This window comes from Leclercia sp. Colony189 (assembly GCF_009740165.1).
In the GTDB taxonomy this organism is placed as follows: Bacteria; Pseudomonadota; Gammaproteobacteria; order Enterobacterales; family Enterobacteriaceae; genus Enterobacter.
On the sequence record NZ_CP046557.1, the window covers coordinates 1,988,307 to 2,013,487 of the forward strand.

The 25,181-nt window shown below is 53.8% G+C and carries 30 protein-coding genes and 1 other annotated feature; of the genes, 18 read left to right on the forward strand and 12 right to left on the reverse strand.

Annotated elements, in window-relative coordinates; genetic code table 11:
* Nucleotides 1–290 precede the first annotated feature (290 nt).
* Nucleotides 291–848, forward strand: a complete 558-nt coding sequence (gene ves / locus GNG29_RS09435; protein WP_156654349.1) for an environmental stress-induced protein Ves — start codon at nt 291–293, stop codon at nt 846–848.
* On the opposite strand, the gene cho is transcribed toward ves, so the two are convergent.
* Both cho and nadE read right to left on the reverse strand, forming a co-directional pair.
* The gene (gene cho, locus GNG29_RS09440) at nt 817–1,704 is read right to left on the reverse strand and encodes an excinuclease Cho (protein ID WP_168192013.1); all 888 of its coding nucleotides are present in this window, start codon (nt 1,702–1,704) and stop codon (nt 817–819) included. The two genes, ves and cho, sit on opposite strands and share 32 nt — an antisense overlap.
* Nucleotides 1,705–1,788: 84 nt before the next feature.
* Complete coding sequence (gene nadE / locus GNG29_RS09445) at nt 1,789–2,616, reverse strand: ammonia-dependent NAD(+) synthetase (protein ID WP_103179283.1); 828 nt, start codon at nt 2,614–2,616, stop codon at nt 1,789–1,791.
* A 231-nt stretch (nt 2,617–2,847) separates the two neighbouring features.
* Here nadE and osmE point away from each other — a divergent pair, with 231 nt between their 5' ends.
* From osmE to chbG, 7 genes are all read left to right on the forward strand, one after another.
* Nucleotides 2,848–3,189: an osmotically-inducible lipoprotein OsmE gene (gene osmE / locus GNG29_RS09450; RefSeq protein WP_103179284.1), complete on the forward strand. Its 342-nt coding sequence runs from the start codon at nt 2,848–2,850 to the stop codon at nt 3,187–3,189.
* A 272-nt stretch (nt 3,190–3,461) separates the two neighbouring features.
* The gene (chbB, locus tag GNG29_RS09455) at nt 3,462–3,779 is read left to right on the forward strand and encodes a PTS N,N'-diacetylchitobiose transporter subunit IIB (protein ID WP_103823836.1); all 318 of its coding nucleotides are present in this window, start codon (nt 3,462–3,464) and stop codon (nt 3,777–3,779) included.
* Nucleotides 3,780–3,860: 81 nt separating this feature from the next.
* Complete coding sequence (gene chbC, locus GNG29_RS09460; RefSeq protein ID WP_103179286.1) at nt 3,861–5,219, forward strand: PTS N,N'-diacetylchitobiose transporter subunit IIC; 1,359 nt, start codon at nt 3,861–3,863, stop codon at nt 5,217–5,219.
* Between the two features lie 45 nt (nt 5,220–5,264).
* Nucleotides 5,265–5,618, forward strand: a complete 354-nt coding sequence (gene chbA / locus GNG29_RS09465; RefSeq protein WP_103179287.1) for a PTS N,N'-diacetylchitobiose transporter subunit IIA — start codon at nt 5,265–5,267, stop codon at nt 5,616–5,618.
* A 28-nt stretch (nt 5,619–5,646) separates the two neighbouring features.
* Entirely contained in the window at nt 5,647–6,465 is an 819-nt protein-coding gene (gene chbR, locus GNG29_RS09470) for a transcriptional regulator ChbR (protein ID WP_103179288.1), read from the forward strand.
* Between the two features lie 102 nt (nt 6,466–6,567).
* Nucleotides 6,568–7,923, forward strand: a complete 1,356-nt coding sequence (locus tag GNG29_RS09475; protein ID WP_156654350.1) for a 6-phospho-beta-glucosidase — start codon at nt 6,568–6,570, stop codon at nt 7,921–7,923.
* Nucleotides 7,924–7,934: 11 nt separating this feature from the next.
* On the forward strand, nt 7,935–8,693 hold the full coding sequence (gene chbG / locus GNG29_RS09480) for a chitin disaccharide deacetylase (protein ID WP_156654351.1): 759 nt from the start codon (nt 7,935–7,937) through the stop codon (nt 8,691–8,693).
* Between the two features lie 129 nt (nt 8,694–8,822).
* Here the strand turns inward: chbG and katE are convergent, their stop codons facing one another.
* Nucleotides 8,823–11,081, reverse strand: coding sequence for a catalase HPII (gene katE / locus GNG29_RS09485; RefSeq protein ID WP_156654352.1), 2,259 nt, complete (start codon nt 11,079–11,081; stop codon nt 8,823–8,825).
* A 195-nt stretch (nt 11,082–11,276) separates the two neighbouring features.
* On the opposite strand from katE, the gene cedA reads away from it, so the two are divergent.
* Nucleotides 11,277–11,531 (forward strand): cell division activator CedA, encoded by a 255-nt coding sequence (gene cedA / locus GNG29_RS09490; RefSeq protein WP_156654353.1) that lies wholly within the window; start codon nt 11,277–11,279, stop codon nt 11,529–11,531.
* Between the two features lie 58 nt (nt 11,532–11,589).
* Here the strand turns inward: cedA and GNG29_RS09495 are convergent, their stop codons facing one another.
* From GNG29_RS09495 to hxpB, 4 genes are all read right to left on the reverse strand, one after another.
* Nucleotides 11,590–12,981 carry an L-cystine transporter gene (locus tag GNG29_RS09495; RefSeq protein WP_156654354.1) on the reverse strand — a complete coding sequence of 464 codons (1,392 nt, stop codon included), beginning with the start codon at nt 12,979–12,981 and terminating at the stop codon, nt 11,590–11,592.
* Nucleotides 12,982–13,110: 129 nt separating this feature from the next.
* Nucleotides 13,111–13,701 carry a metal-dependent hydrolase gene (locus GNG29_RS09500; protein WP_103179294.1) on the reverse strand — a complete coding sequence of 197 codons (591 nt, stop codon included), beginning with the start codon at nt 13,699–13,701 and terminating at the stop codon, nt 13,111–13,113.
* Between the two features lie 92 nt (nt 13,702–13,793).
* Complete coding sequence (kduD, locus tag GNG29_RS09505; RefSeq protein WP_103823845.1) at nt 13,794–14,555, reverse strand: 2-dehydro-3-deoxy-D-gluconate 5-dehydrogenase KduD; 762 nt, start codon at nt 14,553–14,555, stop codon at nt 13,794–13,796.
* 148 nt (nt 14,556–14,703) lie between these two features.
* A complete protein-coding gene (gene hxpB / locus GNG29_RS09510; RefSeq protein ID WP_103179296.1) occupies nt 14,704–15,372 on the reverse strand; it encodes a hexitol phosphatase HxpB in 669 nt (222 codons plus the stop codon).
* A gap of 144 nt (nt 15,373–15,516) precedes the next feature.
* On the opposite strand from hxpB, the gene GNG29_RS09515 reads away from it, so the two are divergent.
* A complete protein-coding gene (locus tag GNG29_RS09515; RefSeq protein WP_103179297.1) occupies nt 15,517–16,053 on the forward strand; it encodes a YniB family protein in 537 nt (178 codons plus the stop codon).
* Nucleotides 16,054–16,092: 39 nt separating this feature from the next.
* Here GNG29_RS09515 and GNG29_RS09520 read toward each other — a convergent pair whose 3' ends face one another.
* The 3 genes from GNG29_RS09520 to pfkB form a co-directional block, all read right to left on the reverse strand.
* Complete coding sequence (locus GNG29_RS09520) at nt 16,093–16,953, reverse strand: fructosamine kinase family protein (RefSeq protein WP_103179298.1); 861 nt, start codon at nt 16,951–16,953, stop codon at nt 16,093–16,095.
* A 105-nt stretch (nt 16,954–17,058) separates the two neighbouring features.
* A complete protein-coding gene (gene ghoS, locus GNG29_RS09525; protein ID WP_103179299.1) occupies nt 17,059–17,349 on the reverse strand; it encodes a type V toxin-antitoxin system endoribonuclease antitoxin GhoS in 291 nt (96 codons plus the stop codon).
* 87 nt (nt 17,350–17,436) lie between these two features.
* Nucleotides 17,437–18,369, reverse strand: coding sequence for a 6-phosphofructokinase II (gene pfkB, locus GNG29_RS09530; protein ID WP_156654355.1), 933 nt, complete (start codon nt 18,367–18,369; stop codon nt 17,437–17,439).
* A 292-nt stretch (nt 18,370–18,661) separates the two neighbouring features.
* On the opposite strand from pfkB, the gene GNG29_RS09535 reads away from it, so the two are divergent.
* Together GNG29_RS09535 and GNG29_RS09540 are read left to right on the forward strand one after the other, a co-directional pair.
* Nucleotides 18,662–19,420, forward strand: a complete 759-nt coding sequence (locus GNG29_RS09535) for a YdiY family protein (protein WP_103179301.1) — start codon at nt 18,662–18,664, stop codon at nt 19,418–19,420.
* 256 nt (nt 19,421–19,676) lie between these two features.
* A complete protein-coding gene (locus tag GNG29_RS09540; protein WP_156654356.1) occupies nt 19,677–19,910 on the forward strand; it encodes a hypothetical protein in 234 nt (77 codons plus the stop codon).
* A gap of 186 nt (nt 19,911–20,096) precedes the next feature.
* Here the strand turns inward: GNG29_RS09540 and yniD are convergent, their stop codons facing one another.
* Complete coding sequence (gene yniD, locus GNG29_RS09545) at nt 20,097–20,204, reverse strand: small membrane protein YniD (RefSeq protein ID WP_103179303.1); 108 nt, start codon at nt 20,202–20,204, stop codon at nt 20,097–20,099.
* Nucleotides 20,205–20,304: 100 nt separating this feature from the next.
* On the reverse strand, nt 20,305–20,409 hold the full coding sequence (gene yncL, locus GNG29_RS09550; protein ID WP_309236337.1) for a stress response membrane protein YncL: 105 nt from the start codon (nt 20,407–20,409) through the stop codon (nt 20,305–20,307).
* Nucleotides 20,410–20,724: 315 nt separating this feature from the next.
* Here yncL and thrS point away from each other — a divergent pair, with 315 nt between their 5' ends.
* From thrS to pheS, 6 genes are all read left to right on the forward strand, one after another.
* Entirely contained in the window at nt 20,725–22,653 is a 1,929-nt protein-coding gene (gene thrS / locus GNG29_RS09555; RefSeq protein ID WP_103179305.1) for a threonine--tRNA ligase, read from the forward strand.
* A gap of 3 nt (nt 22,654–22,656) precedes the next feature.
* A complete protein-coding gene (gene infC / locus GNG29_RS09560) occupies nt 22,657–23,199 on the forward strand; it encodes a translation initiation factor IF-3 (RefSeq protein ID WP_023616141.1) in 543 nt (180 codons plus the stop codon).
* Between the two features lie 97 nt (nt 23,200–23,296).
* Nucleotides 23,297–23,494: a 50S ribosomal protein L35 gene (gene rpmI, locus GNG29_RS09565; RefSeq protein WP_001124225.1), complete on the forward strand. Its 198-nt coding sequence runs from the start codon at nt 23,297–23,299 to the stop codon at nt 23,492–23,494.
* A 50-nt stretch (nt 23,495–23,544) separates the two neighbouring features.
* A complete protein-coding gene (rplT, locus tag GNG29_RS09570) occupies nt 23,545–23,901 on the forward strand; it encodes a 50S ribosomal protein L20 (protein WP_000124850.1) in 357 nt (118 codons plus the stop codon).
* Nucleotides 23,902–24,018: 117 nt separating this feature from the next.
* Nucleotides 24,019–24,142 (forward strand) — a sequence feature (Phe leader region).
* Nucleotides 24,024–24,068, forward strand: coding sequence for a pheST operon leader peptide PheM (pheM, locus tag GNG29_RS09575; RefSeq protein WP_001386830.1), 45 nt, complete (start codon nt 24,024–24,026; stop codon nt 24,066–24,068). Its footprint overlaps the feature before it by 45 nt.
* A 40-nt stretch (nt 24,143–24,182) precedes the next feature.
* The gene (gene pheS / locus GNG29_RS09580) at nt 24,183–25,166 is read left to right on the forward strand and encodes a phenylalanine--tRNA ligase subunit alpha (RefSeq protein WP_156654357.1); all 984 of its coding nucleotides are present in this window, start codon (nt 24,183–24,185) and stop codon (nt 25,164–25,166) included.
* Nucleotides 25,167–25,181: the final 15 nt, after the last annotated feature.

A 25,181-nucleotide genomic window follows, 5' to 3' on the forward strand; every position in this document is an offset into this window, starting at 1 on the left:
GTTCAGCTATTCAAGACCGCCGGAGTCTTGTCCACTCAAGCAGATTTGCTGTGGGCAGGTCCGGCGGTTTTTTCTTTTCCAGCCTCTTGCCAGCCGCCGCCATCCCGGTATTCTCCTGTTATCGATTTGCAGAATGTGTTTGAAATTTCTGACGTTACTTTTTTTGTCGTCAGACTAAGGCCCACTCGCACATCTGCCGATACTGTTCTGCAGCGACCTAACGATAACAAACAAAAAGCGACCGCCCTGGGCGGGGTGCTTTGGCGTGTATTGCGCCATTTGGAGTGGTGATGGAATTCTTCGATATCCGCAAAATGCCGGTTAACCTCTGGCGCAACGGCGCGGGAGAGACGCGCGAAATATGTTGTTTCCCTCCTGCAACCCGGGACTTTAACTGGCGCGCCAGTATTGCCTCCCTTGCCAGCAACGGTGATTTTTCTGTTTCCCCCGGTGTTGATCGGGTGATCACCCTGCTGGAAGGGGGAGAAGTGCATCTGGATGGTGGAAAGGCGTTTAATCACACGCTGCGGCGTCATCAACCCTTCAGCTTTGCCGGAGAACTGCCGGTCAAGGCGCAGCTGCTGGAAGGGCAGATGTCGATGGACTTTAACATTATGACCCGCCGGGATTGCTGCCGGGCTAAGGTGCGGGTGGCGGATCGCACCTTCACGACATTCGCGTCACGCGGCGGCGTGGTGTTTGTGCTGAGCGGCGCCTGGCAGCTGGGTGATAAACTGCTGACCGCCGATCAGGGGGCGTACTGGCATGAGGGCGACCATACCCTGCGATTGCTTAAGGACGAGGGCACCCTGCTGTTCAGCGAGATTTTCTGGCTTCCGGGCCACTGAGCGGAATGATCTCATACTTGCCCGCCAGCAGCGGCTTGCAGAGTATTTTATACCCATCCTGATCAAAACCGGCGGGCGTGCGCAGCAGTTCCGCCGCCTCGTCCAGGCTTTCGACCGCGCCCAGCCAGAGCCAGTTATGGATAATGTGGTAGTGGGTCATCTCCGGGCGCGACTCTTTCAGCGCCACGGCGCAGTCCCACGGCCAGCAGGTGACGCCTATCGCCTGCAACCCTTCAACCAGCCGCTGCTGATGCTCCTCCACGCTCTCTTTCCCGCAGCACGCCCCTGCACAACGCTTCAGGGCGGAGCGGAAACAGGCCCGCCCGCGGCTTAACGACTCCAGCCCCAGCAGGCCGTAACAGAGCTGTCGCTCGTCGGCCAGCGTCTGTAAGGTTTGCAGCGCCGCCCGGCGGTTAGCGAACAGGCCATACAGGTTCGGGGTATGCGAAAAATCGACCTCGCGGGCATAGACGATCTGCGGTTTACCCTCGGTGATTTGCAGCGAGCAGAGCTGGCGGTTGCGACGTAATCGTTTATTGAACAGCGGCTGCTGCTCCTTGATTAAACGCGCTTCCAGCAGCAGGGCGCCCAGCTCGCCCGCGGTTTGCGTCCAGGTGATGCGCCGGGACTGGCGCAGCATAGCGGCTTCGTCCGGCGTGCGCAGATGCGACAGCACCCGGCTGCGGATATTGACGCTCTTGCCGATATAAAGCGGCATGGCATCGCTTTCGCCATGAAAGAAGTAGACGCCTGGCTGCCTGGGAAGTGCCTCAAGCCACGGGCGCAGATGTTCGGGATATTCATAGATTGCTGCCGCTTCAAATTCAAGCCGCGGTGCCGATTGACGCCTGCTCACAACATACTCCTGATACTGTTCAGGCATACAGTGTAGCAGCAGTGGTGCGGTTAAAAAAGAGGCGGCATAAGCCGCCCCGTCAGATTACGCTTTCCAGAAGTCGTCAAACACCGTGATCGGCGGGCGACGTTTGTGCTCGGTCTTCAGGTACCAGCCTTCGATAATGCGGGCGGTGCCTTCGTCCAGCGTCTTACCTTCCAGATAATCATCAATATTTTCATAGGTCACGCCCAGCGCAGCTTCGTCAGGCAGGGAAGGGCGATCGTCTTCCAGATCTGCGGTAGGGGCTTTTTTATACAGATGCTCCGGACAGCCCAGCGCGGCCAGCAGCTGTTTGCCCTGGCGCTTGTTGAGACGAAACAGCGGATTAATGTCGGTACCGCCATCGCCATATTTGGTGAAGAAGCCGGTCAGGGCTTCTGCCGCATGGTCTGTCCCCACCACTACGCCGCTGGTCATCCCGGCGATGCTGTACTGCGCCTTCATGCGCTCGCGGGCTTTTTCGTTACCGCGGACGAAATCGCTCAGCTCAATGCCCGCCTCGCGCAGCGCTTTTTCGCTGGCCAGCACCGCTTCTTTAATATTGACGGTCAGCACGCGATCGGGCTGGATGAACGCGATGGCATCCTGACAATCCTGCTCGTCAAACTGCACACCGTAGGGCAGGCGCACCGCGATAAACTGCAGGTCGTTATTCCCCGTTTCGGCACGCAGTTCGTTGATCGCCATCTGGGCGAGCTTCCCGGCGAGCGTAGAGTCCTGACCGCCGCTGATGCCCAGCACCAGCGTTTTCAGAAACGGGAAGCGGGTTAAGTAGGATTTCAAAAAATCGACGCTACGGCGAATCTCTTCTTCCGCGTTGATAGTGGGTTTTGCACCCAGTGCCTGGATAATCTCTTGTTGCAGAGCCATCTAGCCCCTCCGTTACACAAATTTGCCTGATGAATGTACTGTTAAAGCTAACCTGTGATGGGTAAAACGACAAGGATCACAAATTTGAATGGAGCGAAATAGAGCGATTTAGCAGGTTATTTTTGTTTTGCCGGAATTTTCCGAAAAAACTTTGCCGTCACGCTTGAGGTTGAAAAATGTGGTTTTCTATTCCAGGCTTACTTAACACGCTGATAAACAAGAGGACGGAATATGAACAAGAACGTAGCAGGAATGTTAGGCGCAGCGGCTGTACTGACTTTACTGGCGGGCTGTACCGCTTATGACCGCACAACCGATCAGTTTAAAGAGCCTGTGGTCAAAGATGTTAAGAAAGGGATGAGCCGCGCTCAGGTCGAGCAGCTGGCCGGTAAGCCATCCTCTGAAGTGACGATGATCCACGCTCGCGGTACCTGCCAGACCTATATCCTGGGTCAACGGGATGGTAAAACCGAAACCTATTTTGTTGCATTAGATGACACAGGTCACGTTATGAACTCTGGCTACCAGACCTGCGCGGAATATGACACCGATCCGCAGGCACCTAAAGCCTGATAACCCTTTTGCCTGAGCAGATCCAAACCGGCCAACTGGCCGGTTTTTCTTTTTCCCCCCTATAATCTTATTTCTTATCGCGAATTATTTGCCTGAAATGTGAAGGTTGTCATAACCGCAGGTCAATGAGAGACAATTCCAAAACATCCTGGATTACCACAGCCTTTTCGCTTGCCGTATACTCATCCCATCAGACCAGCCTGCGAGAAGAACGCCCGGTAACGGTGCTGAAGTCGCAGCTAACGCGGTGGCTATATAAGAGGGAAGTCATTATGGAAAAGAAACATATCTATCTGTTTTGCTCAGCAGGCATGTCAACGTCACTGCTGGTGTCAAAGATGCGCGCGCAGGCCGAGAAGTACGAAGTTCCGGTTATCATTGAAGCCTTCCCGGAAACGCTGGCAGGCGAAAAAGGCACCAGTGCCGATGTGGTACTGCTGGGGCCGCAAATTGCCTATATGTTGCCAGAAATTCAGCGTCTGTTACCGAATAAACCGGTTGAAGTGATCGACTCTGCCCTGTACGGCAAAGTGGATGGTTTGGGTGTTCTTAAAGCTGCAGTAGCGGCGATTAAAAAAGCTGCTAATTAATTTAATTTTTATTTTTCCCGTCAAAGAGCAATTTCACACATTTACGCCGCAATATTATTGCGGCATTTAAGGGTATTTTCTATGAGTAGATTTATTGCTGCGCTTGAAAAGGTACTCCTTCCTTTTGCAGTTAAAATAGGAAAGCAACCGCATGTCAACGCCATTAAAAACGGTTTTATTAAAGTAATGCCGTTAACACTGGCCGGGGCCATGTTCGTTTTAATTAACAACGTTTTTCTTAGCTTCGGTGATGGTTCATTTTTCTATTCATTAGGCGTGCGTTTAGATCCCTCAACTATTGAAACATTGAATGGTTTCAAGGCCATCGGCGGCAATGTGTACAACGGTACGCTGGGTATTATGTCGCTGATGGCACCTTTCTTTATCGGGATGGCGCTGGCAGAAGAGCGTAAAGTCGACTCACTGGCCGCCGGTTTATTATCTGTCGCTGCGTTTATGACCGTCACCCCTTACAGCGTGGGCGAAGCCTACGCAGTGGGCGCCAACTGGCTGGGCGGGGCAAACATCATCTCCGGCATTGTGATCGGTCTGGTGGTGGCGGAGATGTTCACCTTTATTATTCGACGCAACTGGGTGATTCGCTTACCGGACAGCGTTCCGGCATCGGTATCGCGCTCGTTCTCGGCGCTGATCCCCGGCTTCATTATTCTCTCCATCATGGGGACTATCGCCTGGGCGCTCTCACACTGGGGCACCAACTTCCACCAGATCATCATGGACACCATCTCCACACCGCTGGCATCCATGGGAGGCGTGGTAGGCTGGGCTTACGTGATTTTCACCTCCCTGCTTTGGTTCTTCGGTGTTCACGGCTCTCTGGCGCTGGCTGCGCTGGACAGCGGCATCATGACCCCATGGGCGCTGGAAAACGTGGCGCTCTATCAGCAGTACGGCTCCGTTGACGCAGCGCTGGCGGCCGGTAAAACCTTCCACGTGTGGGCGAAACCGATGCTGGACTCCTACATCTTCCTGGGCGGTACCGGGGCAACGCTGGGCCTGATCATCGCGGTATTTATCACCTCCCGTCGTGCGGATCATCGTCAGGTGGCGAAGCTGGCCCTGCCGTCAGGCATCTTCCAGATTAACGAGCCCATCCTGTTCGGTCTGCCGATTATCATGAACCCGGTGATGTTTATTCCGTTCGTCCTGGTGCAGCCGCTGCTGGCGGCCATTACCCTGACGGCTTACTACCTGGGCATCATCCCGCCGGTCACTAACATTGCACCGTGGACCATGCCAGCCGGTCTGGGCGCCTTCTTCAACACCAACGGCAGCGTAGCGGCCTTCCTGTTGGCGATATTTAACCTGGGTGTGGCAACCCTGCTCTATATGCCATTCGTTGCCATCGCCAATAAAGCCCAGACCACCATTGATGAAGAAGAGAGCGAAGAGGATATCGCCCTCGCACTGAAATTCTGATGTCGTATGACGCGGGGCGACCCGCGTCACTACAGGAGAGAAAACATGTTTGATTTAGAGAATGTAGTTGCAGAAGCGGAAGAGGTCGCAGAGAACGATCTTGAAGAAGTGGTGATGGGGCTTATCATCAACTCCGGTCAGGCGCGCAGCCTGGCGTACGCTGCGCTGAAAAAAGCCAAGCAGGGCGATTTCGACACCGCGAAAGAGATGATGGCCCAGTCGCGCACCGCGCTCAATGAAGCGCACCTGGTGCAAACAAAACTGATCGAAAGCGATCAGGGTGAAGGTAAAATGAAGGTCAGCCTGGTGCTGGTACATGCTCAGGACCATCTGATGACCTCCATGCTGGCGCGTGAGCTGGTGGCGGAACTCATCGAACTTCATGAGAAAATGCAGTAGGTCAGACTGATAGCAGGAGGTCAGCGCCATGGAAATCACTACCGCCCGGGAACAACAGCTGTTTAATGGTAAAAATTTTCATGTCTTTATCTACAACAAGGTGGAGAGCATCAGCGGTCTGCATCAGCATGACTACTATGAGTTCACCATCGTGCTGACCGGCCGCTATTTCCAGGAGATCAACGGCAAGCGGGTGCTGCTGGAGCGTGGGGATTTTGTTTTTATCCCGATGGGTTCTCACCATCAGAGCTTTTACGATTTTGGTGCCACGCGCATTCTCAACGTCGGCATCAGTAAACGCTTCTTCGAAACCCACTACTCGCCGCTGCTGCCGTTCTGCTTTGTTGCATCGCAGGTTTATCACGTTAAAAGTGAATTCCTGAACTGGATCGACACTGTTATTGCCTCACTCAACTTCCGCGACAATGAATTCGATGAATTTATTGAAACGGTGACCTTTTACGTCGTCAATCGGCTACGCCATTATCGCGAAGAGCAGCAGGCAACCGACGATATTCCGCAATGGCTGCGCACGACCGTTGAAATGATGCATGACAAGCTGCGTTTTGGTGAAAACGCGCTGGAAAATATGGTGGCGCTATCGGGAAAATCCCAGGAATACCTGACCCGTGCCACCCAGCGTTATTACCAGAAAACACCGATGCAGATTATTAATGAAATACGGATCAATTTCGCCAGAAAACAGCTGGAAATCACCAATTATTCGGTGACGGATATTGCTTACGAATCCGGTTATAGCAGTCCGAGTCTGTTTATTAAAACCTTTAAGAAATTGACCTCATTTACCCCTAACAGCTACCGGAAAAACCTCACAGTTATTAATTAACGTCCGGCGGGTTTACCGCCGGGAATATCGATTAACAGGCTTGCCCAATATAAATGGGACGGGATCGCTATACTTAAAAAGCGGATCTCCAGGGAGAATATTATGCAAAAGAAACTTAAAGTAGTGACCATCGGCGGCGGAAGCAGCTACACCCCGGAATTACTGGAAGGCTTCCTTAAGCGTTATCATGAACTGCCGGTCAGTGAATTGTGGCTGGTTGACGTGGCCGAGGGCCAGGAGAAGCTCGATATTATTTTCGACCTGTGCCAGCGTATGGTGAAAAAAGCGGGTGTGCCGATGACCGTGCATAAAACCCTCGACCGTCGTCAGGCGCTGAAAGATGCCGATTTCGTGACGACGCAGCTGCGTGTCGGCCAGCTGAAAGCGCGCGAGCTGGATGAGCGTATCCCGCTGAGCTACGGCTATCTGGGCCAGGAGACCAACGGTGCAGGCGGCCTGTTCAAAGGGCTGCGCACCATTCCGGTGGTGTTCGACATCATTAAAGATGTACAGGAGATCTGCCCCCAGGCATGGGTGATTAACTTCACCAACCCGGCCGGGATGGTCACCGAAGCGGTCTATCGCCATACCGGGTTCAAACGCTTCATTGGGGTCTGCAATATCCCTATCGGCATGAAGATGTTTATTCACGACGTGCTGGCCCTGACCGACAACGACGACCTCTCTATCGACCTGTTTGGCCTGAACCACATGGTCTTTATCAAGGATGTCCTGGTCAACGGCAAATCACGTTTCCCGGAGCTGCTGGATGGCGTTGCCAGCGGCACTCTGAAAGCAAGTTCGGTGAAGAACATCTTTGACCTGCCGTTTAGCGAAGGGCTGATCCGCTCCCTGAATCTGCTGCCATGCTCCTATCTGCTCTACTACTTCAAGCTGAAAGAGATGCTGGCGATCGAGATGGGCGAATACTACAAAGGCGGTGCCCGCGCGCAGGTGGTGCAGAAGGTGGAAAAACAGCTGTTCGAGCTCTATAAGAACCCGGATCTGGACGTGAAGCCGAAAGAGCTGGAGCAGCGCGGCGGAGCATACTACTCCGATGCGGCCTGCGAAGTAATCAACGCTATCTACAACGACAAGCAGGCGGAACACTACGTCAACGTGCCGCACCACGGCCACATCGATAACATCCCGGCGGACTGGGCGGTGGAGATGACCTGCATCCTGGGCCGTTACGGGGCGAAGCCACATCCGCGACTGACCCATTTCGATGATAAAGTGATGGGCCTCATCCACACCATCAAGGGCTTTGAAGTGGCGGCAAGCCAGGCGGCCATCAGCGGCGAGCTGAACGACGTGCTGCTGGCGCTGAACCTGAGCCCGCTGGTGCACTCCGATCGTGATGCCGAGAAGCTGGCGCGGGATCTGATCCTGGCCCATGAAAAATGGCTGCCGAATTTCGCCGCCACGATCGATAAACTGAAAAGCGAGCAGCACTAAGAGGGATCGCTATGGAATATCTGCTGATCGTCAATGCCGATGATTTTGGCCTCTCAAAAGGGCAGAACTACGGCATCGTGGAAGCCTGTCGGCACGGCGTGGTGACCTCCACCACCGCGATGGTGAACGGTGAAGCCATTGAGCACGCCGCGGCGCTCAGCCGGGATCTGCCCGATCTGGGCGTGGGCATGCACTTTGTTCTGACCCTTGGTATGCCGCTAACCGCTATGCCAGGGCTGACCCGGGAGGGGGTGTTGGGCAAATGGATCTGGGAGAGGGCAGAGGAGGGGACGTTACCCCTGGAGGAGATCGCCCGCGAACTGGACTGTCAGTTCAATCGCTTCGTCGATCTCTTCGGGCGCGAACCGACCCATATCGACAGCCATCATCACGTGCATATGATCCCGGCCATCTTCCCGCTGTTGACCGAGTTTGCCCGCCGCAAAGGGGTGGCGCTGCGTGTGGATCGTCAGGTCGACATGCCCGGCGAAATGGGGGGCGATCTGCCGCCCACGACGGACGGTTTCAGTAGCGCATTTTATGGCGATGAAATCAGTGAAGCGCTGTTTTTAAGCGTACTGGACAGGTCCGTACAGCAGGGAGAGCGGTCGCTGGAGGTGATGGCGCATCCGGCCTTTATCGACAATACGATCCGTAAAAGCGCTTACTGCTGGCCACGACTGACGGAGATGGAGGTGCTGACCTCGACGTCGCTGAAGTATGCGATTGCCGAGCGCGGGTATCGTCTGGGAACGTTCGGGGATCTGTGAGGAAATGCCGGGTGGCGGATTCGCCTTACCCGGCCTACAAATTCAATGGAACCTTGCGCCGGGTTTTATCCGGTTAGCAAATTACACGGAACCGTAGGCCGGGTAAGCGCAAGCGCCACCCGGCTTTTTTTACGCAGGTATTTGGTCAATCTTACTGCTGCGCGACCATACCCGGTGCGCCGCCATCAGCAACGTCAGTTCATCCATAAATGCACCCGCAGCCGTATCGCCTTCGACGATACCCTCTTCGCCCTGATCTGCCACCTTCAGCAGCGGCTTAAACTGACGGGCATCGCCAGCCAGCGCAATCGGCTTGAGATGCTTGTACGCTTCCAGCAGATAGTAAGCCGCGTCGCCGTTATTCAGCAGGCTCTGAATATCGCCGCACGGCACGACGACCGCATCGACGGTCAACGACGGTGAACCGGCGAAGGTGGCCGCCACTGGCAGTACCGAGCCGTCATCGGCGGTGACTTCACCCATGCGCGAATAGAGCAGTTTGGCATGGACGCCTTTGGCCTTGAGCGCCTGGAGCACCGCCAGCACGTCGCTGGCCCGTGGAGTATCGTTCAGCAATACCGCCACCACACGGCCTTTGATATCGCCGCCAGGAACTGCATACAGGCTGAGGGAGGGATCCTTTTGTACGCCGTTCACATCCTGCGGCGGAGCCAGGTTACGCTGCTCGTCGGTAAGGGTGATGCCCAGATTGTCCGCCACCTTCTGGGCCAGCGTGATATCGATATGGGCCAGCTGATCGACCACCCGCTCGCGGATATAGGCCCGCACCACTTTGCTCAGCTCAAAGCTGAAGGCGCCCACAATATGATCCTGCTCAACGGGCGTCTGGCTCTGCCAGAACAGGCGCGGATGGGCATAGTATTCACCGAAAGAGGGGCTACGCTCGCGGATCTTCGATCCCTCCACGCGCTCCTGATAGGACTCGAATCCGCCCCGTTTTGGCCCCGGCGGCGTTTCGCGCGGCCAGTTGTCGTTGATCGAGTTTGGCTCGTAGTTCGCCGGGTTGGTGTCGATCTCCATGCGGTGCATCCCGTCCCGCTGGAAATTATGGTACGGGCAGGTTGGTCGGTTGATTGGGATCTCGTGGAAGTTAGGCCCGCCCAGACGACTGATTTGCGTATCGGTATAGGAGAACAGACGCCCCTGCAGTAATGGGTCGTTGGTGAAGTCCATCCCGGGGACAATATGCCCTGGGTGGAACGCGGCCTGCTCGTTTTCGGCAAAGAAGTTGTCCGGGTTACGATTGAGCACCATTTTGCCCACCAGCTGAACCGGCACCAGCTCTTCGGGAATGAGCTTGGTCGGATCGAGGATATCAAAATCAAACTTGAACTCGTCCTCTTCCGGGATCAGCTGGAAACCGAGCTCAAATTCCGGGAAGTCGCCCGCTTCAATGGATTCCCACAGATCGCGGCGATGGAAGTCTGGATCGCGCCCGGTGAGCTTTTGCGCCTCATCCCATACCAGCGAGGCTTTACCGGCGACCGGTTTCCAGTGGAAGCGCACAAAGGTGGCTTTGCCTTCGGCGTTAATCAGCCGGAAGGTATGAATGCCAAAGCCCTCCATGGTGCGGTAGCTGCGCGGAATGCCGCGGTCGGACATCGCCCACATCACGTTGTGCAGGGTTTCCGGCTGCAGCGACACGTAATCCCAGAAGGTATCGTGTGCGCTCTGGCCCTGGGGAATAGCCCAGTGAGGTTCCGGTTTTACGGCGTGAACAAAATCGGGGAACTTGTGTGCGTCCTGAATAAAGAAGATCGGTGTGTTGTTGCCCACCAGATCAAAAACGCCTTCATCAGTGTAAAACTTGGTGGCGAAACCGCGAATATCGCGCACCGTGTCGGCGGAACCTGCGCCGCCCTGTACCGTGGAAAAGCGTACAAAAACCGGCGTGATTTTATCCGGATCCGACAGGAAATCGGCTTTAGTAATCTCTTTCAGGCTTTTGTAAGGCTGGAAATAGCCATGTGCGGCGGAGCCGCGGGCGTGTACGATGCGCTCCGGGATACGTTCATGGTCAAAGTGGGTGATCTTCTCCCGCAGGATAAAGTCTTCCAGCAGGGTGGGACCGCGCGTACCGGCACGAAGGGAGTTCTGATCGTCACTGATACGCACACCCTGGTTGGTGGTCAACGGGAAGTTTTCCCCCCCTTTGCGAACCCCCTCCAGCGCATTCAGTTTCTGGTTGCCGGTATCAGGTGCCTTCATGCTGCCGGGAGCCGTCGGCTCCTGGCCTGGCGGAGTAGGGACTGGACTTGCGCGGTGAGAACCGTCTGCCGGGGCCAGCGAGTCCATTCCGGGTTTCGCTTCGCTGGCATCGTGAAGCGGGGATTGTTCAGGTTTATGGGTCTTATCATTTTGCGACATTGCACTCGTCTCCTTTTCATTGCTGAAATGCGGCCGTTTTTGCGTCAAAACTCAATAACTATAGAACATTACGGGTTATAAACCGGGTGAAAGGCCGATCTAAGGTCAGAGCTTATGTTGCATAAGACACGTGAGGCGCGACGCAGGAGGGGCAATCGGCTATGATAAGAATTTGCTGATTTTTATGCTTGTTTAGTGAAACTGCTGCTTATGAAACCTCTTCGCCAACAAAACCGCCCTGTGATCAGTTACCAGCCTCGCGTTGAACCTGCGCCGCCAGAACATGCCACCAAAATGGATGGCTTTCGTGACGTCTGGCTGTTACGCGGCAAATATGTGGCCTTTGTGCTGATCGGGGAGCGTTTTTGTCGTTCTCCAGCTTTTACCGTACCGGAATCAGCCCAGCGCTGGGCGCTACAGGTCCGTCAGGATGAAGAGGTTGAGGATTAACAGAGATAAAAAAACCGCCGTCATTACTGAAGGCGGTTTTTTTTAACTCAGAAGGCGATTAACGGTGCGCGAGCTCCGCGTCATCTTCACTTGCCAGGATAGTTTTGTCGGTCTGCTTCAGCCACTGGCTGGTCAGCGTCCCGGCGGTCATGGAGCCGCTGACGTTCAGTGCGGTACGCCCCATGTCGATCAATGGTTCAACGGAGATCAGCAGAGCCACCAGCGTTACCGGGAGACCCATCGCAGGCAGAACAATCAGTGCCGCGAAGGTTGCGCCGCCGCCCACACCGGCCACACCGGCAGAGCTCACGGTGACAATCCCCACCAGGGTCGCAATCCATACCGGATCCAGCGGGTTAATCCCAACCGTTGGGGCAACCATCACCGCCAGCATGGCAGGGTAGAGACCCGCACAACCGTTCTGGCCAATCGTTGCACCGAAGGAGGCAGAGAAGCTGGCAATCGATTCCGGCACGCCCAGACGACGGGTCTGCGCTTCCACGTTCAGTGGAATGGAGGCGGCGCTGGAGCGGCTGGTAAAGGCGAAGGTCAGTACCGGCCACACTTTGCGGAAGTATTTCAGCGGGCTGACGCCGTTTACGCTGAGCAGAATGGCGTGAACCACAAACATAATGCCCAGACCGAGATACGAGGCCACCACGAAACTACCCAGCTTGATGATGTCCTGGAGGTTCGAGCCCGCAACCACTTTGGTCATCAGCGCCAGAACGCCATACGGGGTCAGCTGCATCACCAGACGCACCAGCTTCATCACCCAGCTCTGCAGGGTATCGATGGCGGTCAGTACGCGCTGGCCTTTCGGCGCATCATCTTTCAGCAGCTTCAGGGCAGCTACGCCCAGGAAGGCGGCAAAAATTACCACGCTGATGATAGACGTCGGGTTGGCCCCGGTCAGATCGGCAAACGGGTTTTTCGGGATAAAGGAGAGCAGCATCTGCGGAACGGTGAGATCCGCCACTTTACCCGCATAGTTGGTCTCGATGGCGGTCAGGCGCGCGGTCTCCGCGGTGCCCTGCACCAGGCCTTCTGCCGTCAGGCCAAACAGGTTGGTGACCAGCACACCGACCAGCGCCGCGATAAGCGTAGTAAACAGCAGCGTACCGATGGTCAGAAAGCTGATTTTCCCCAGCTGGGAGGCGTTATGCAGACGGGCAACCGCGCTCAGAATAGAGGCGAAGACCAGCGGCATGACGATCATCTGCAGCAGCTGGACGTAGCCGTTGCCGACAATGTTAAACCACTGAATAGACTCTTTCAGTACCGGATTGCTGGAACCGTAAATGGCCTGCAGCGCCAGGCCAAAGACCACGCCCATGACCAGACCGACCAGCACTTTTTTAGCCAGGCTCCACTGTTTATGACGCGCCTGCGCCAGCAACAGCAGTAGGCCGACGAACACCACAATGTTCGCGATTAATGGAAAATTCATCCCCGTTCTCCTGATTTAATATCAGATCGGTATCAGTCCGACCTTGTTGGCGCAAGGTTAGCAGAAGTGTGATCCAGTCGCTTATATCCAAATGGAATGGGTTATGCCAAAACGGTTAAGTTTGTCCAGTTACTGCTCACTTTGCAGATGAATAAAGCGGTTGAACTGAAATTGCAGCGAATTGATCATGTGCGAAGACCAGCGCACGGCACCGTTTTCAGGCAGCGTCTGAGGCATCCAGACGGCCCAGGCAAACAGGGCCATGCACAGCGCACGCTCCAGCTGGTTACCTTTTTGCGGGCGGAGGATAGGCAAACGAAAACGCCAGCGGCAGGGCCAGAGGAGGGGAACCCCTGCCGGGGTGAGCATGTCGGCCAGGATATGGCTCAGGTAACCCAGCACCATTCCCTGAATGGCGTCTGCGGGGATAAGCCAGCTGTCGGGCACTTTTAAATAGAAGAGGGTCAGGGCGGCGAACACCGCCAGCAGGCTGTGGGTAAACCCACGATGGCCGCAGGCGCGGGCAATGGGTTTGGAGATCCACTTCAGCCGCTGCCCGAGCAGCGACTTAGGATGATCGATATCCGGTAACAGGCAGGTCAAAACCGCCGATGGCACAATATGCCACCAGTCACCCTGCGCCAGCACCGGTGTAAGCTCAGCGTTCTTGGCAAACACTGCGCAGGCGAGAGAAAAAAGCAGATGACCTTCCGCCGTCATGATAAAACCCACTAAACTGTCGATGCATCCAGTATAGGGATTTTATACAGTATACGGAAGTAGTGACGGTGTAACTCTTTGTCACAAAGCTGTTAACGCGCCAGCCAGCCACCATCGACGGCAAGGGTATAACCGTTCACATAGTCCGAGGCGGAAGAGGCCAGAAACACCGCCGGGCCCTGGAGATCGTCCGGCTTGCCCCAGCGACCCGCCGGAATACGGTCGAGGATCTCTTTGCTGCGCTGTTCGTCGTCGCGTAGCTGCTGGGTGTTGTTGGTCGCCATGTACCCCGGGGCGATGGCATTTACGTTAATACCATGTTGTGCCCACTCGTTGGCTAGCAGCCGGGTGAGCCCCAGCACGCCGCTTTTTGACGCGGTATAAGAGGGAACGCGGATCCCCCCCTGGAAGGAGAGCATGGAAGCGATATTGATAATTTTGCCCCCTTGCCCCTGGGCAATAAACTGGCGGGCCACGGCCTGAGAGAGGAAAAAGACCGACTTCAGGTTGAGGTTCATCACCTCATCCCAGTCTTTCTCACTGAAGGTCAACGCATCTTCCCGGCGAATGGTTCCGGCGTTATTCACCAGGATATCGACCCGCCCCATGCCGGTCACCGCCTGTTCAACCAGACTTTCAATGGCATCCTGCTTGCTGAGGTCGGCCTGAATAGCCAGAAACCGGCGCCCCAGCGCCTTCACGCCTGCGGCTGTCTCTTCCGGAACGCGGCGATTGACGCTGACAATATCGCATCCAGCCTGGGCCAGACCCAGCGCCATGCCCTGGCCGAGGCCGGTATCACAGCCGGTAACGATGGCAACTTTTCCTGAAAGATTAAAGGCATCCAGTATCATACAGACCTCAGTGTGTAGGGGGATATAGTTGTTCTGAGGTAAGCATAGAATCAGTTATCAGGAAGATCAAATTAAAATGAAATGGTGTTTCAAAAATTTTTAAGGCGGTCATGTTTGCGGGCAACAGGGTGCTGCCCGCCAGTGACCATTACCCGCGCAGATGCGCCACGGTAAGTGCCTGCAGGGAGGTCAGTTTGACATCGGCCAGTGCGTAACGCGCATCGTGCTGGTTCTCTTCCGCAGGAACAACAATTGAGCGCATCCGGGCCGCTTTACTGGCAATCATGCCATTTACCGAGTCTTCCAGCGCCACGCAGGCGGTCGGGTCGACGCCCAGTTTCGCAGCGCAATCCATATAGACCTGCGGATGCGGCTTGCTGTACGGGAGCTTTTCTGCCGAGGCCAGCGCGTCGAAGCTGTCGCGCAGATCGAACATGATCAGCACCTTCTCCAGCATATGCAGCGGCGAGGCGGAGGCCAGACCGACCTTCAGTCCCTGCTCTTTACAGAGTAATACGGCCTCACGCGCGCCTTTGAGTAAGGGACGGGTCTCTTCCACCAGCGTAATGGCGCGGTTGATAATGCGATCGGTCACTTCATCCCGGCCTGGACCTACCCACGGCTGGTGGGCGTACCAGAGATCAACCACCATATCGATGCGCAGGCCGAGGGTATCCGGCAGCTCGTGACGGCGGCTGATATCCACACCCAGGCTCGCCATTACATCCAGTTCAGCCCGATCCCACAGCGGCTCAGAATCAATCAGTAATCCATCCATATCAAAAATGGCAGCAACAATTTGACGTGGCGTCGACATGCAACCTCTCCTTTCGTTGGTTTTAGCAGCGGTAAGCGCTACCTCACCCTGGCAATTTAGCATATCGCCAGTAAAGAGCGGGCGAAAATGAGATCCAGCAGGTAAACTTAGCCACAAAGGATGTAATTTCATAATGAGGAACCCATGACATATCAACAAGCTGGTCGCGTTGCGATACTGAAACAGATCGCCGGATGGGTGATTTTTATCCCATCAGTTATCTCGACCATTATTTCTGTTCTGAAATTTATCTATGACCACAGCGAGAAGCAGGCCGGGATTAATGCCGTGATGCTTGATTTTGCCCATGTCATGATTGAGATGATGCGGTTCAATACCCCATTCCTGAACTTTTTCTGGTACAACTCGCCGACGCCTGATTTTCGGCAGGGGATGAACATCGCGTTCTGGATTATTTTTGCCCTGATCTTTATTGCCCTCGCGCTGCAGGCCTCGGGAGCGCGGATGCGCCGCCAGACGCGCATGATCCGCGAAGGTTTGGAGGCGCAGCTGATTCTGGAGAAAGCGAGAGGGGAGGAGGGCTTGACCCGTGAGCAGATCGAATCACGTATTGTGGTACCGAATAACACTATTTTCCTGCAAATATTCACGCTCTACGTGCTGCCCGTGCTGATGATCGTCGCCGGGTATTTCCTGTTTTCGCTGCTCGGCCTGATCTAAGCGTTCGCTGCCGGGCGCTGAAGCCCGGCAGCCTGCGCGTTATGCCGCCAGTACCCGCTCCAGCGCTCGCTGCGCATTCACCATATGCTCCCCACCAAACAGAATGGCGCGGTTCATCAGCGTATAGAGCTGATACACCGGTTGCCTTTCCAGAAAATCTGCCGGCAGGGGTGATATCGACTGGTAGCCGTCGTAAATTTGCGGCGGCTGTTCAGGATGGAGCGGCAGCATGGCGAGATCGCACTCTCTGTCTCCCCAGTAACAGGCCGGGTCGAAGATGTAGGGGCCGTTCGGCCCCAGCGCGCAGTTGTCCGACCATAAATCGCCATGCAGCAGCGAAGGCTGCGGCTGGTGCGAGGCCAGGCGCTGCTGAATATGATCGACAATGGCGTCAATATTGCCGAACGCCAGCCCTTTTTCCGCTGCCAGCTCCAGCTGCCAGCCGATGCGCTGTTCGGCAAAGAAGGTTGACCAGCGTCGCTGCCAGGCGTTGGGTTGAGGCGTGGTGGAGAGGTCATTGTCAAAATCGAGGCCAAACTGTGGTTGCTCGCTCCACTGATGCAGGCGGGCGATTTGCTGCCCCAGAATAAAGGCATTATGCGCGTCGAGCGGGCGGGGAGGGAGATAGTCCATCACCAGGAAACTGTAGTCACGATCGCTACCGACGGCCCGGACTGTAGGAACAGATACGGTTTTGCTGCGGGAGAGCAGTTCCAGCTGATCGGCTTCTGCTGTGAATATCGGTAACAGTTCACGTTCGTCACATTTTACGAAGAGATCGAGGCCTGCATAGCGCAGATGCCACGCGGCGTGGATTTCGCCTCCTGGCAGCTCATTACGCAGTTCAATTTCACCTTCGCCCAACTGTTCACTCAAAAGATGACTGATAGCCTGCCACATGATCGCTCTCCCATGTTGTCTGCCAGATCATAAAGTTAGCGTGAAACTATGGTAAAAAAATACGAGCTAACGCACAGTTGGGCCGTTTGGTTGGCCCTCGGGCATTTATTGTTGCTCTTTTTGCCAGTTTTCCCAGCGCGTGACTTCAACCTGCGGCTCTTTCCCGGTTGCGCTCTCAACCAGCCCCGACGCCAGCGCCTTCACCTCGTCTTCACCCAGCGGGGTAACCAGACCATAAGTATGGGTGCCCAGCTCATGCAGCGTGCCCTCATCGTCAGTCATGGTCAGTAAAAAACCTCCGCGGGTGAGGTTGTTGTTCATTTCGTTGAGCTCGGTCAGCGTATCTTCATGCACTTTAATGGTTACCACGTAGCGCGCGATCTCTCCACTACTCATCATTCACCTCGTTGTTATCCCGAAATTTTTTAGCATAGTCGATTCATGCTATTTGTCGCCCTCGCCGGCTAACCGGGAGGGCTGTCATTACGCATTTGCCAGATACTTGAATATTTTTTGCGTGTCTTCCAGCGAGCAGAGTCGGGTGCCGTGATTGATGGTCGCCGCGCTGCCTGCTGCCACCCCGTACTGGGTCATCTCCCGTAAGGATGCGCCCTGCGCCAGTTTCAGGGTCATGGCGCCGACCATGCTGTCACCTGCGCCGACGGTGCTCTGGCTTTTCATCGGCGGCGGTACCACTTGTACCGAGCCGGTTTCATCAACGGCCAGCGCCCCCTGCGGTCCCAGGGAGACGACGACCCGCCGCGCTTTGCCGCTTTTCACTAACTCCTCGGCGGCCTTACGCACATCGTCTGGCTGGCTGAGGTCACGATTGACCAGCGCGCTCAGCTCTTTCTGGTTAGGTTTTACCAGCTCAATATTGCCAAGCGTCAGCGCGGCGCTGAGCGCCTCCCCGGAGCTATCGACAATGCAGCGAATGCCGTTCTGCTGGGCAGCGCGGATCAGCTGCGTCAGTTTTTCGGTTTTCACACCGGGTGGCAGACTGCCGCTGATAACCAGCAATGCGCCGCTTTCGATGGCCAGCACTTTCTCTTCAAGCTGGCGAAACTCATCTTCGCTTAATGTCGCACCAGGCATCACAAAGCGGTATTGCTCGTTAGAGGATTCAACGTGAACATGCAGGTTTTGCCGGGTCCAGTCCCGGGCCTCAACCGTATCGACGGCAACCTGCTCGTCGGCAAGGAGTGAGACGAGATGTTCGCCCGTCGCACCGCCCGTGGGGAAGATGGCTGTGGCTTTTCCGCCAAGGTGCGTAATAGCGCGGGCGACGTTAATGCCGCCGCCGCCGGGCTCAAAGACCGGCACGCTGCAGCGGAGTTTACCTTCAGGATAGATTTGTGCCGTCAGGGTAGCGCTGTCCAGGGAAGGGGAGAGCGTCAACGTAAAAATACGATCCATGCTTATCTCCTGTAAGTGAGGTTTGCATTAAGCCTGGCACCGAACCCACAGAAGCGAAAGAAATAACAATATGATTTCTAATATAAATATCTTTACGTAACGTGACTGTTTTTTATAAATATTAGAGGGCTTTGAGATCGTTCTTATTCCAAAAATGAAACAAGAAATCATTGCTATGTTATTTGAGCCTTTTTATAATTTGTTACCTTTCCAAGGATCCCATGGCATTGATCCGCAAGAAAGTTTCCGGGACCGTAATGGTCTCTTTTTTTGTTGTACGGACTCTTTATAAATGAAGCTCTTAAAGACAGTACCCGCTGCGATGATGTTAGCGGGAGGTCTGCTTGCGTCAATGAATGCAGCAGCCGATGATTCCGTTTTTACTGTCATGGATGATCCCTCCACTGCACAGAAACCCTTCGAAGGCAACCTTAACGCAGGTTATCTGGCGCAATCGGGCAATACGAAAAGCTCCTCCCTGACCGCAGACACCACCCTGACCTGGTACGGCAATACTACCGCCTGGTCGCTGTGGGGTAACGCAAGTAACACCTCTTCTAACGATGAGCGTTCTTCCGAGAAATATGCGGTAGGTGGGCGTAGCCGTTTCAATGTGACCGACTATGACTATCTATTTGGCCAGGCAAGCTGGTTAACCGATCGCTATAACGGCTATCGTGAGCGTGACGTTGCGACCGCCGGTTACGGTCGGCAGTTCCTGAACGGTCCGGTACACAGCTTCCGCTTTGAATTTGGTCCAGGCGTACGTTATGACGAATACACTGACGGCGACACGGAAACTCAGCCGCTGGGCTACGCGTCCGGAACTTATGCATGGCAGATGACCGATAACGCGAAATTCAGCCAGGGCGTTTCTGTCTTTGGCGCTGACGACACCACCGTCAACTCCGAAACCGCGCTTAACGTGGCAATCAACGCCCATTTCGGGCTGAAAGTTGCATACAATGTGACCTGGAACTCCGAGCCGCCAGCGTCTGCGCCGGAACACACCGATCGTAGAACCACCGTCTCTCTGGGCTACAAAATGTAATTATCGCGGGCCAAGAATATATTGGCCCGTTTTTAATTTTTGTGCTGATAAATAATAAACACTGTTTTAGAATATAGCGGCAGCCGATATCTCCATATTCTCTCCATAATTCCTCGCTTCGTTAACTATTCAGTTTATTTGACACGAATTGATAAATATTTTGACTATGCAAAAGTGTGATCCAGATCTAAACTATGAACACAGGCTAGATATTGCCTTAAGTTGGTCTGTATTAATTCAGTAAGAGAAAAACATTATGAATAAAATCGCAACTGCATCTGCAGCATTGGTGCTTTCTGCACTGTCATTCGGCGCATTTGCCGCTGACGCTGTATATAACTCTGCCAGTGACACCTCTACACAAATCGGCATTACCAAAGCCTCTGATGTAGAAGCCGGATCAAACATCGCCCCGGGTTCGCAATCTACCGGGCAGTCCATGGATGACGCATTCGACGTGCATAAACTGGTCGCCGGGGAATGGTCCTGATCGATTTGTCAGATTATCTCCATTCATTTACGGGCTGTTATTGCCACTAAAAAAACCGGATTTTGATGTACCGGTTTTTTTATTTTTGTCATTTTTGTAAAGTTATATAGAACGCGATTTTATATTCGCGCCATTATTACCTACAAGACGCGAAATATCGTTATGGCGTAGGGGAAGGCGAGACGATTAACCCCAAAGCATTGCCGCCCAGCGTAATAACAGCATGGCAACGCAGATGGCGATTAACACAATCACCATCTTCCAGTGTTTTTTTGTAAAGCGTTTCGTTGGCATCCGATCATCCTTGTTCATTGATTCATGGAGTTTACCAAAGAACAAAGATAATTGCGCTTCACCGGGATGCTACATCCTCAGGCGCCTGCAACAACACGCGTCAAAACCAGTGAAACTTATCTGCCAGAATGACGAGTAAGGCGGTGGCAGAAAGAATGTTCAGGATAACGACTGTTTTGCTGGATACGTTCATAATTTGCCCCATGGAATGTTGAAGGACCTTTTCAAGAATAGCTTAGCAGCCCGCTATTGCGAGCAGCTGTCTGAAATTCCACGTCAAACTCATGCAAAAGTACTAACGCGTTCATTCTGCCTGTAAAGGGTGTTTTCACCCTTTTGTTAGTGTTACCATCTTCGGGCTGATCGTAAATTGTCATTTATCTGATTTCGATCCTGTGCATGGTTGCGGGCCAATTTGACGATTGTTGGTCAGATGGTTTTGCAATCCACTGTAAATTAAAGATTATTTTCTTTGCATATGCTCTTATGTGTGGGGCATCACTGCAAATAAGGATATAAAATGCCTGTTATTACTCTTCCTGATGGCAGCCAACGCCATTTTGACCGCGCCGTCAGCCCAATGGATGTTGCGCTGGATATCGGCCCGGGACTGGCGAAAGCCACTATTGCTGGCCGCGTAGATGGTGAGCTGGTTGATGCTTCCGATTTAATTGAAAACGATGCGAAGCTGTCGATCATCACCGCGAAAGACGAAGAAGGTCTGGAGATCATTCGTCACTCCTGCGCACACCTGCTCGGTCATGCGATCAAACAGCTGTGGCCTCACACCAAAATGGCTATCGGCCCGGTTATCGACAACGGCTTCTACTATGACGTTGACCTTGACCACACCCTGACCCAGGAAGATATCGAAGCCCTCGAAAAGCGTATGCACGAGCTGGCTGAGAGCAACTATGACGTCATTAAGAAGAAAGTGAGCTGGCACGAAGCGCGTGAAACCTTCGTGAAGCGTGGTGAAACCTACAAAGTCACTATTCTTGATGAAAACATTGCCCATGATGATAAGCCTGGCTTGTATCATCATGAAGAATATGTCGACATGTGCCGTGGACCGCACGTGCCGAACATGCGTTTCTGCCATCACTTCAAGCTGATGAAGACCGCAGGCGCTTACTGGCGTGGCGACAGCAACAATAAGATGCTGCAACGCATTTACGGTACCGCCTGGGCCGACAAAAAAGCCCTGAACGCGTACCTGCAGCGTCTGGAAGAAGCGGCGAAGCGTGACCACCGTAAAATCGGTAAACAGCTCGACCTGTATCACATGCAGGAAGAGGCGCCGGGTATGGTGTTCTGGCATAACGATGGCTGGACTATCTTCCGCGAACTGGAGACGTTCGTACGCTCCAAGCTGAAAGAGTACCAGTATCAGGAAGTGAAAGGCCCGTTCATGATGGACCGTGTGCTGTGGGAAAAAACCGGCCACTGGGACAACTACAAAGATGCAATGTTCACCACCTCTTCTGAGAACCGTGAATACTGCATTAAGCCGATGAACTGTCCGGGTCACGTTCAGATCTTCAACCAGGGTCTGAAATCCTACCGCGACCTGCCGCTGCGTATGGCGGAGTTCGGTAGCTGCCACCGTAACGAGCCATCAGGCGCGCTGCATGGCCTGATGCGTGTTCGTGGCTTTACGCAGGATGACGCGCATATCTTCTGTACTGAAGATCAGGTGCGTGATGAAGTTAACGCCTGTATTCGTATGGTCTACGATATGTACAGCACCTTTGGCTTCGAGAAGATCGTGGTCAAACTCTCAACTCGTCCTGAAAAACGTATCGGCAGTGACGAGACCTGGGATCGTGCTGAGGCGGACCTGGCCGTCGCGCTGGAAGAGAACGGTATCCCGTTTGAATACCAGCTGGGCGAAGGCGCATTTTACGGTCCGAAAATTGAATTTACCCTGTATGACTGCCTCGATCGTGCATGGCAATGCGGTACTGTACAGCTGGACTTCTCCCTGCCGCAGCGTTTAAGCGCCTCTTACGTTGGCGAAGACAACGAGCGTCAGGTTCCGGTAATGATTCACCGTGCGATTCTCGGTTCTCTGGAGCGCTTCATCGGCATCCTGACCGAAGAGTTCGCTGGCTTCTTCCCAACCTGGCTTGCGCCGGTGCAGGTAGTGGTGATGAACATTACCGATTCTCAGGCTGATTACGTTAAAGAATTGACGCAGAAACTACAAAATGCGGGCATTCGCGTAAAAGCAGACTTGAGAAATGAGAAGATTGGCTTTAAAATCCGCGAGCACACTTTACGTCGTGTCCCGTATATGTTGGTCTGTGGTGATAAAGAGGTGGAAGCAGGCAAAGTTGCCGTTCGCACCCGCCGTGGTAAAGACCTGGGCAGCCTGGACGTAAGTGAAGTGATTGAGAAGCTGCAACAAGAGATTCGCAGCCGCAGTCTTCAACAACTGGAGGAATAAGGTATTAAAGGCGGAAAACGAGTTCAAACGGCACGTCCGAATCGTATCAATGGCGAGATTCGCGCCCAGGAAGTTCGCTTAACAGGTCTGGAAGGCGAGCAGCTGGGGATTGTGAGTCTGAGAGAAGCAATCGAAAAGGCTGAAGAAGCTGGAGTAGATTTAGTTGAAATCAGCCCTAACGCCGAACCGCCAGTTTGTCGTATCATGGACTACGGCAAGTTCCTTTATGAAAAGAGTAAGTCTTCTAAGGAACAGAAGAAGAAGCAAAAAGTTATCCAGGTTAAGGAAATTAAATTCCGTCCTGGTACCGACGATGGCGATTATCAGGTAAAACTCCGCAGCCTGATTCGCTTTCTGGAAGATGGCGATAAGGCCAAGATCACGCTGCGTTTCCGCGGTCGTGAGATGGCCCACCAACAGATCGGTATGGAAGTGCTTAACCGCGTCCGTGACGATCTGAGTGAACTGGCAGTAGTCGAATCCTTCCCTACGAAGATCGAAGGCCGCCAGATGATCATGGTGCTCGCTCCTAAGAAGAAACAGTAAGGCCTTCAAGTAGCAATTCCTGTGGAGCCGACAGGCTTCGCAGGTTTTGTTCGCCTACGTTTCGTTTATTTAACAATGCGAAGTGGAAGTTATTAAAATGCCAAAAATTAAGACCGTACGCGGTGCTGCTAAGCGCTTCAAAAAAACCGGTAAAGGTGGTTTTAAGCACAAGCACGCTAACCTGCGTCACATTCTGACTAAGAAAGCTACCAAGCGTAAACGTCACCTGCGTCCAAAAGCCATGGTTTCTAAAGGCGATCTGGGCCTGGTAATCGCGTGCCTGCCGTACGCATAAGTCGTTAACGTTTAACTTTTTTAACTTAGAATAGATACAGGAGAGCACACATGGCTCGCGTAAAACGTGGTGTAATTGCACGTGCACGTCACAAGAAAATTTTGAAACAAGCTAAAGGCTACTACGGTGCGCGTTCACGCGTATACCGCGTTGCCTTCCAGGCTGTTATCAAAGCTGGTCAGTACGCTTACCGTGACCGTCGTCAGCGTAAGCGTCAGTTCCGTCAACTGTGGATTGCGCGTATCAACGCAGCAGCACGTCAGAACGGTATTTCTTACAGCAAATTCATCAACGGCCTGAAAAAAGCCTCTGTTGAAATCGACCGTAAGATCCTGGCTGACATCGCAGTATTCGACAAAGTAGCGTTCACCGCTCTGGTCGAAAAAGCGAAAGCAGCTCTGGCATAAGCCAGTTGAAAGGGGGAGCTCTGCTCCCTCTTTTCGTTTCAACAGCATCAAAACATTGACAATTTTCTGGCGACCCTTTTCAATAGGGCGACAGGTCCCATACCACACAAGGTAACGCAAGCATGAATGCTGCTATTTTCCGCTTCTTCTTTTACTTTAGCACCTGACATCAGGAGGCTAGCGCGTGAAAGACGAAACGGAAAACAGCGCCAGAAAGCCTCCTGATGGAGGCTTTTTTCGTATCTGCCGCTTGTAAATATCGCTACATAACGAGGAAAACCATGTCACATCTCGCAGAGCTGGTTGCCAGTGCAACGGCCGCCATTAACCAGGCCTCAGATGTTGCCGCGTTAGACAATGTCCGCGTGGAATATCTGGGCAAGAAAGGGCAATTGACCCTTCAAATGACTACCCTGCGTGAATTGCCGCCAGAAGAGCGCCCGGCTGCAGGTGCGGTAATTAACGAAGCCAAAGAGCAGGTTCAGCAGGCGCTGAACGAGCGTAAAAACGCGCTGGAAAGCGCTGTGCTGAATGCGCGTCTGGCTGCAGAAACCATCGACGTCTCCCTGCCGGGTCGTCGTATTGAAAACGGTGGTCTGCATCCGGTCACGCGAACTATCGACCGCATTGAAAGTTTCTTCGGTGAGCTCGGCTTTACCGTGGCGACCGGCCCGGAAATCGAAGACGATTACCATAACTTCGATGCCCTGAATATCCCAGGCCATCACCCGGCACGTGCTGACCACGACACTTTCTGGTTCGATGCTACCCGTCTGCTGCGTACCCAGACCTCTGGCGTACAGATCCGTACCATGAAAGAGAAGCAGCCGCCAATCCGCATTATCGCGCCGGGCCGCGTCTATCGTAACGACTACGACCAGACCCACACCCCGATGTTCCACCAGATGGAAGGGCTGATCGTGGATAAAAACATCAGCTTTACCAACCTGAAAGGTACTCTGCACGACTTCCTGAGCAACTTCTTTGAAGAAGATCTGCAGATCCGTTTCCGTCCTTCCTACTTCCCGTTCACTGAACCTTCTGCCGAAGTTGACGTGATGGGTAAAAACGGCAAATGGCTGGAAGTGCTGGGCTGCGGCATGGTGCACCCGAACGTCCTGCGTAATGTCGGCATCGACCCGGAAGTTTACTCCGGCTTTGCGTTCGGTATGGGGATGGAGCGCCTGACCATGCTGCGTTATGGCGTGACCGACTTACGCGCTTTCTTCGAAAACGATTTGCGTTTCCTCAAACAGTTTAAATAAGGGCAGGACAGAACA

Excerpts from the sequence above, each read along its gene's own strand:
- ves (WP_156654349.1), top strand. The coding sequence starts at position 291 with ATGGAATTCTTCGATATCCGCAAAATGCCGGTTAACCTCTGGCGCAAC.
- nadE (WP_103179283.1), bottom strand. The coding sequence starts at position 2,616 with ATGGCTCTGCAACAAGAGATTATCCAGGCACTGGGTGCAAAACCCACT.
- osmE (WP_103179284.1), top strand. The coding sequence starts at position 2,848 with ATGAACAAGAACGTAGCAGGAATGTTAGGCGCAGCGGCTGTACTGACT.
- chbB (WP_103823836.1), top strand. The coding sequence starts at position 3,462 with ATGGAAAAGAAACATATCTATCTGTTTTGCTCAGCAGGCATGTCAACG.
- chbC (WP_103179286.1), top strand. The coding sequence starts at position 3,861 with ATGAGTAGATTTATTGCTGCGCTTGAAAAGGTACTCCTTCCTTTTGCA.
- chbA (WP_103179287.1), top strand. The coding sequence starts at position 5,265 with ATGTTTGATTTAGAGAATGTAGTTGCAGAAGCGGAAGAGGTCGCAGAG.
- chbR (WP_103179288.1), top strand. The coding sequence starts at position 5,647 with ATGGAAATCACTACCGCCCGGGAACAACAGCTGTTTAATGGTAAAAAT.
- GNG29_RS09475 (WP_156654350.1), top strand. The coding sequence starts at position 6,568 with ATGCAAAAGAAACTTAAAGTAGTGACCATCGGCGGCGGAAGCAGCTAC.
- chbG (WP_156654351.1), top strand. The coding sequence starts at position 7,935 with ATGGAATATCTGCTGATCGTCAATGCCGATGATTTTGGCCTCTCAAAA.
- katE (WP_156654352.1), bottom strand. The coding sequence starts at position 11,081 with ATGTCGCAAAATGATAAGACCCATAAACCTGAACAATCCCCGCTTCAC.
- GNG29_RS09495 (WP_156654354.1), bottom strand. The coding sequence starts at position 12,981 with ATGAATTTTCCATTAATCGCGAACATTGTGGTGTTCGTCGGCCTACTG.
- GNG29_RS09500 (WP_103179294.1), bottom strand. The coding sequence starts at position 13,701 with ATGACGGCGGAAGGTCATCTGCTTTTTTCTCTCGCCTGCGCAGTGTTT.
- kduD (WP_103823845.1), bottom strand. The coding sequence starts at position 14,555 with ATGATACTGGATGCCTTTAATCTTTCAGGAAAAGTTGCCATCGTTACC.
- hxpB (WP_103179296.1), bottom strand. The coding sequence starts at position 15,372 with ATGTCGACGCCACGTCAAATTGTTGCTGCCATTTTTGATATGGATGGA.
- GNG29_RS09515 (WP_103179297.1), top strand. The coding sequence starts at position 15,517 with ATGACATATCAACAAGCTGGTCGCGTTGCGATACTGAAACAGATCGCC.
- GNG29_RS09520 (WP_103179298.1), bottom strand. The coding sequence starts at position 16,953 with ATGTGGCAGGCTATCAGTCATCTTTTGAGTGAACAGTTGGGCGAAGGT.
- ghoS (WP_103179299.1), bottom strand. The coding sequence starts at position 17,349 with ATGAGTAGTGGAGAGATCGCGCGCTACGTGGTAACCATTAAAGTGCAT.
- pfkB (WP_156654355.1), bottom strand. The coding sequence starts at position 18,369 with ATGGATCGTATTTTTACGTTGACGCTCTCCCCTTCCCTGGACAGCGCT.
- GNG29_RS09535 (WP_103179301.1), top strand. The coding sequence starts at position 18,662 with ATGAAGCTCTTAAAGACAGTACCCGCTGCGATGATGTTAGCGGGAGGT.
- GNG29_RS09540 (WP_156654356.1), top strand. The coding sequence starts at position 19,677 with ATGAATAAAATCGCAACTGCATCTGCAGCATTGGTGCTTTCTGCACTG.
- yniD (WP_103179303.1), bottom strand. The coding sequence starts at position 20,204 with ATGCCAACGAAACGCTTTACAAAAAAACACTGGAAGATGGTGATTGTG.
- yncL (WP_309236337.1), bottom strand. The coding sequence starts at position 20,409 with ATGGGGCAAATTATGAACGTATCCAGCAAAACAGTCGTTATCCTGAAC.
- thrS (WP_103179305.1), top strand. The coding sequence starts at position 20,725 with ATGCCTGTTATTACTCTTCCTGATGGCAGCCAACGCCATTTTGACCGC.
- rpmI (WP_001124225.1), top strand. The coding sequence starts at position 23,297 with ATGCCAAAAATTAAGACCGTACGCGGTGCTGCTAAGCGCTTCAAAAAA.
- rplT (WP_000124850.1), top strand. The coding sequence starts at position 23,545 with ATGGCTCGCGTAAAACGTGGTGTAATTGCACGTGCACGTCACAAGAAA.
- pheS (WP_156654357.1), top strand. The coding sequence starts at position 24,183 with ATGTCACATCTCGCAGAGCTGGTTGCCAGTGCAACGGCCGCCATTAAC.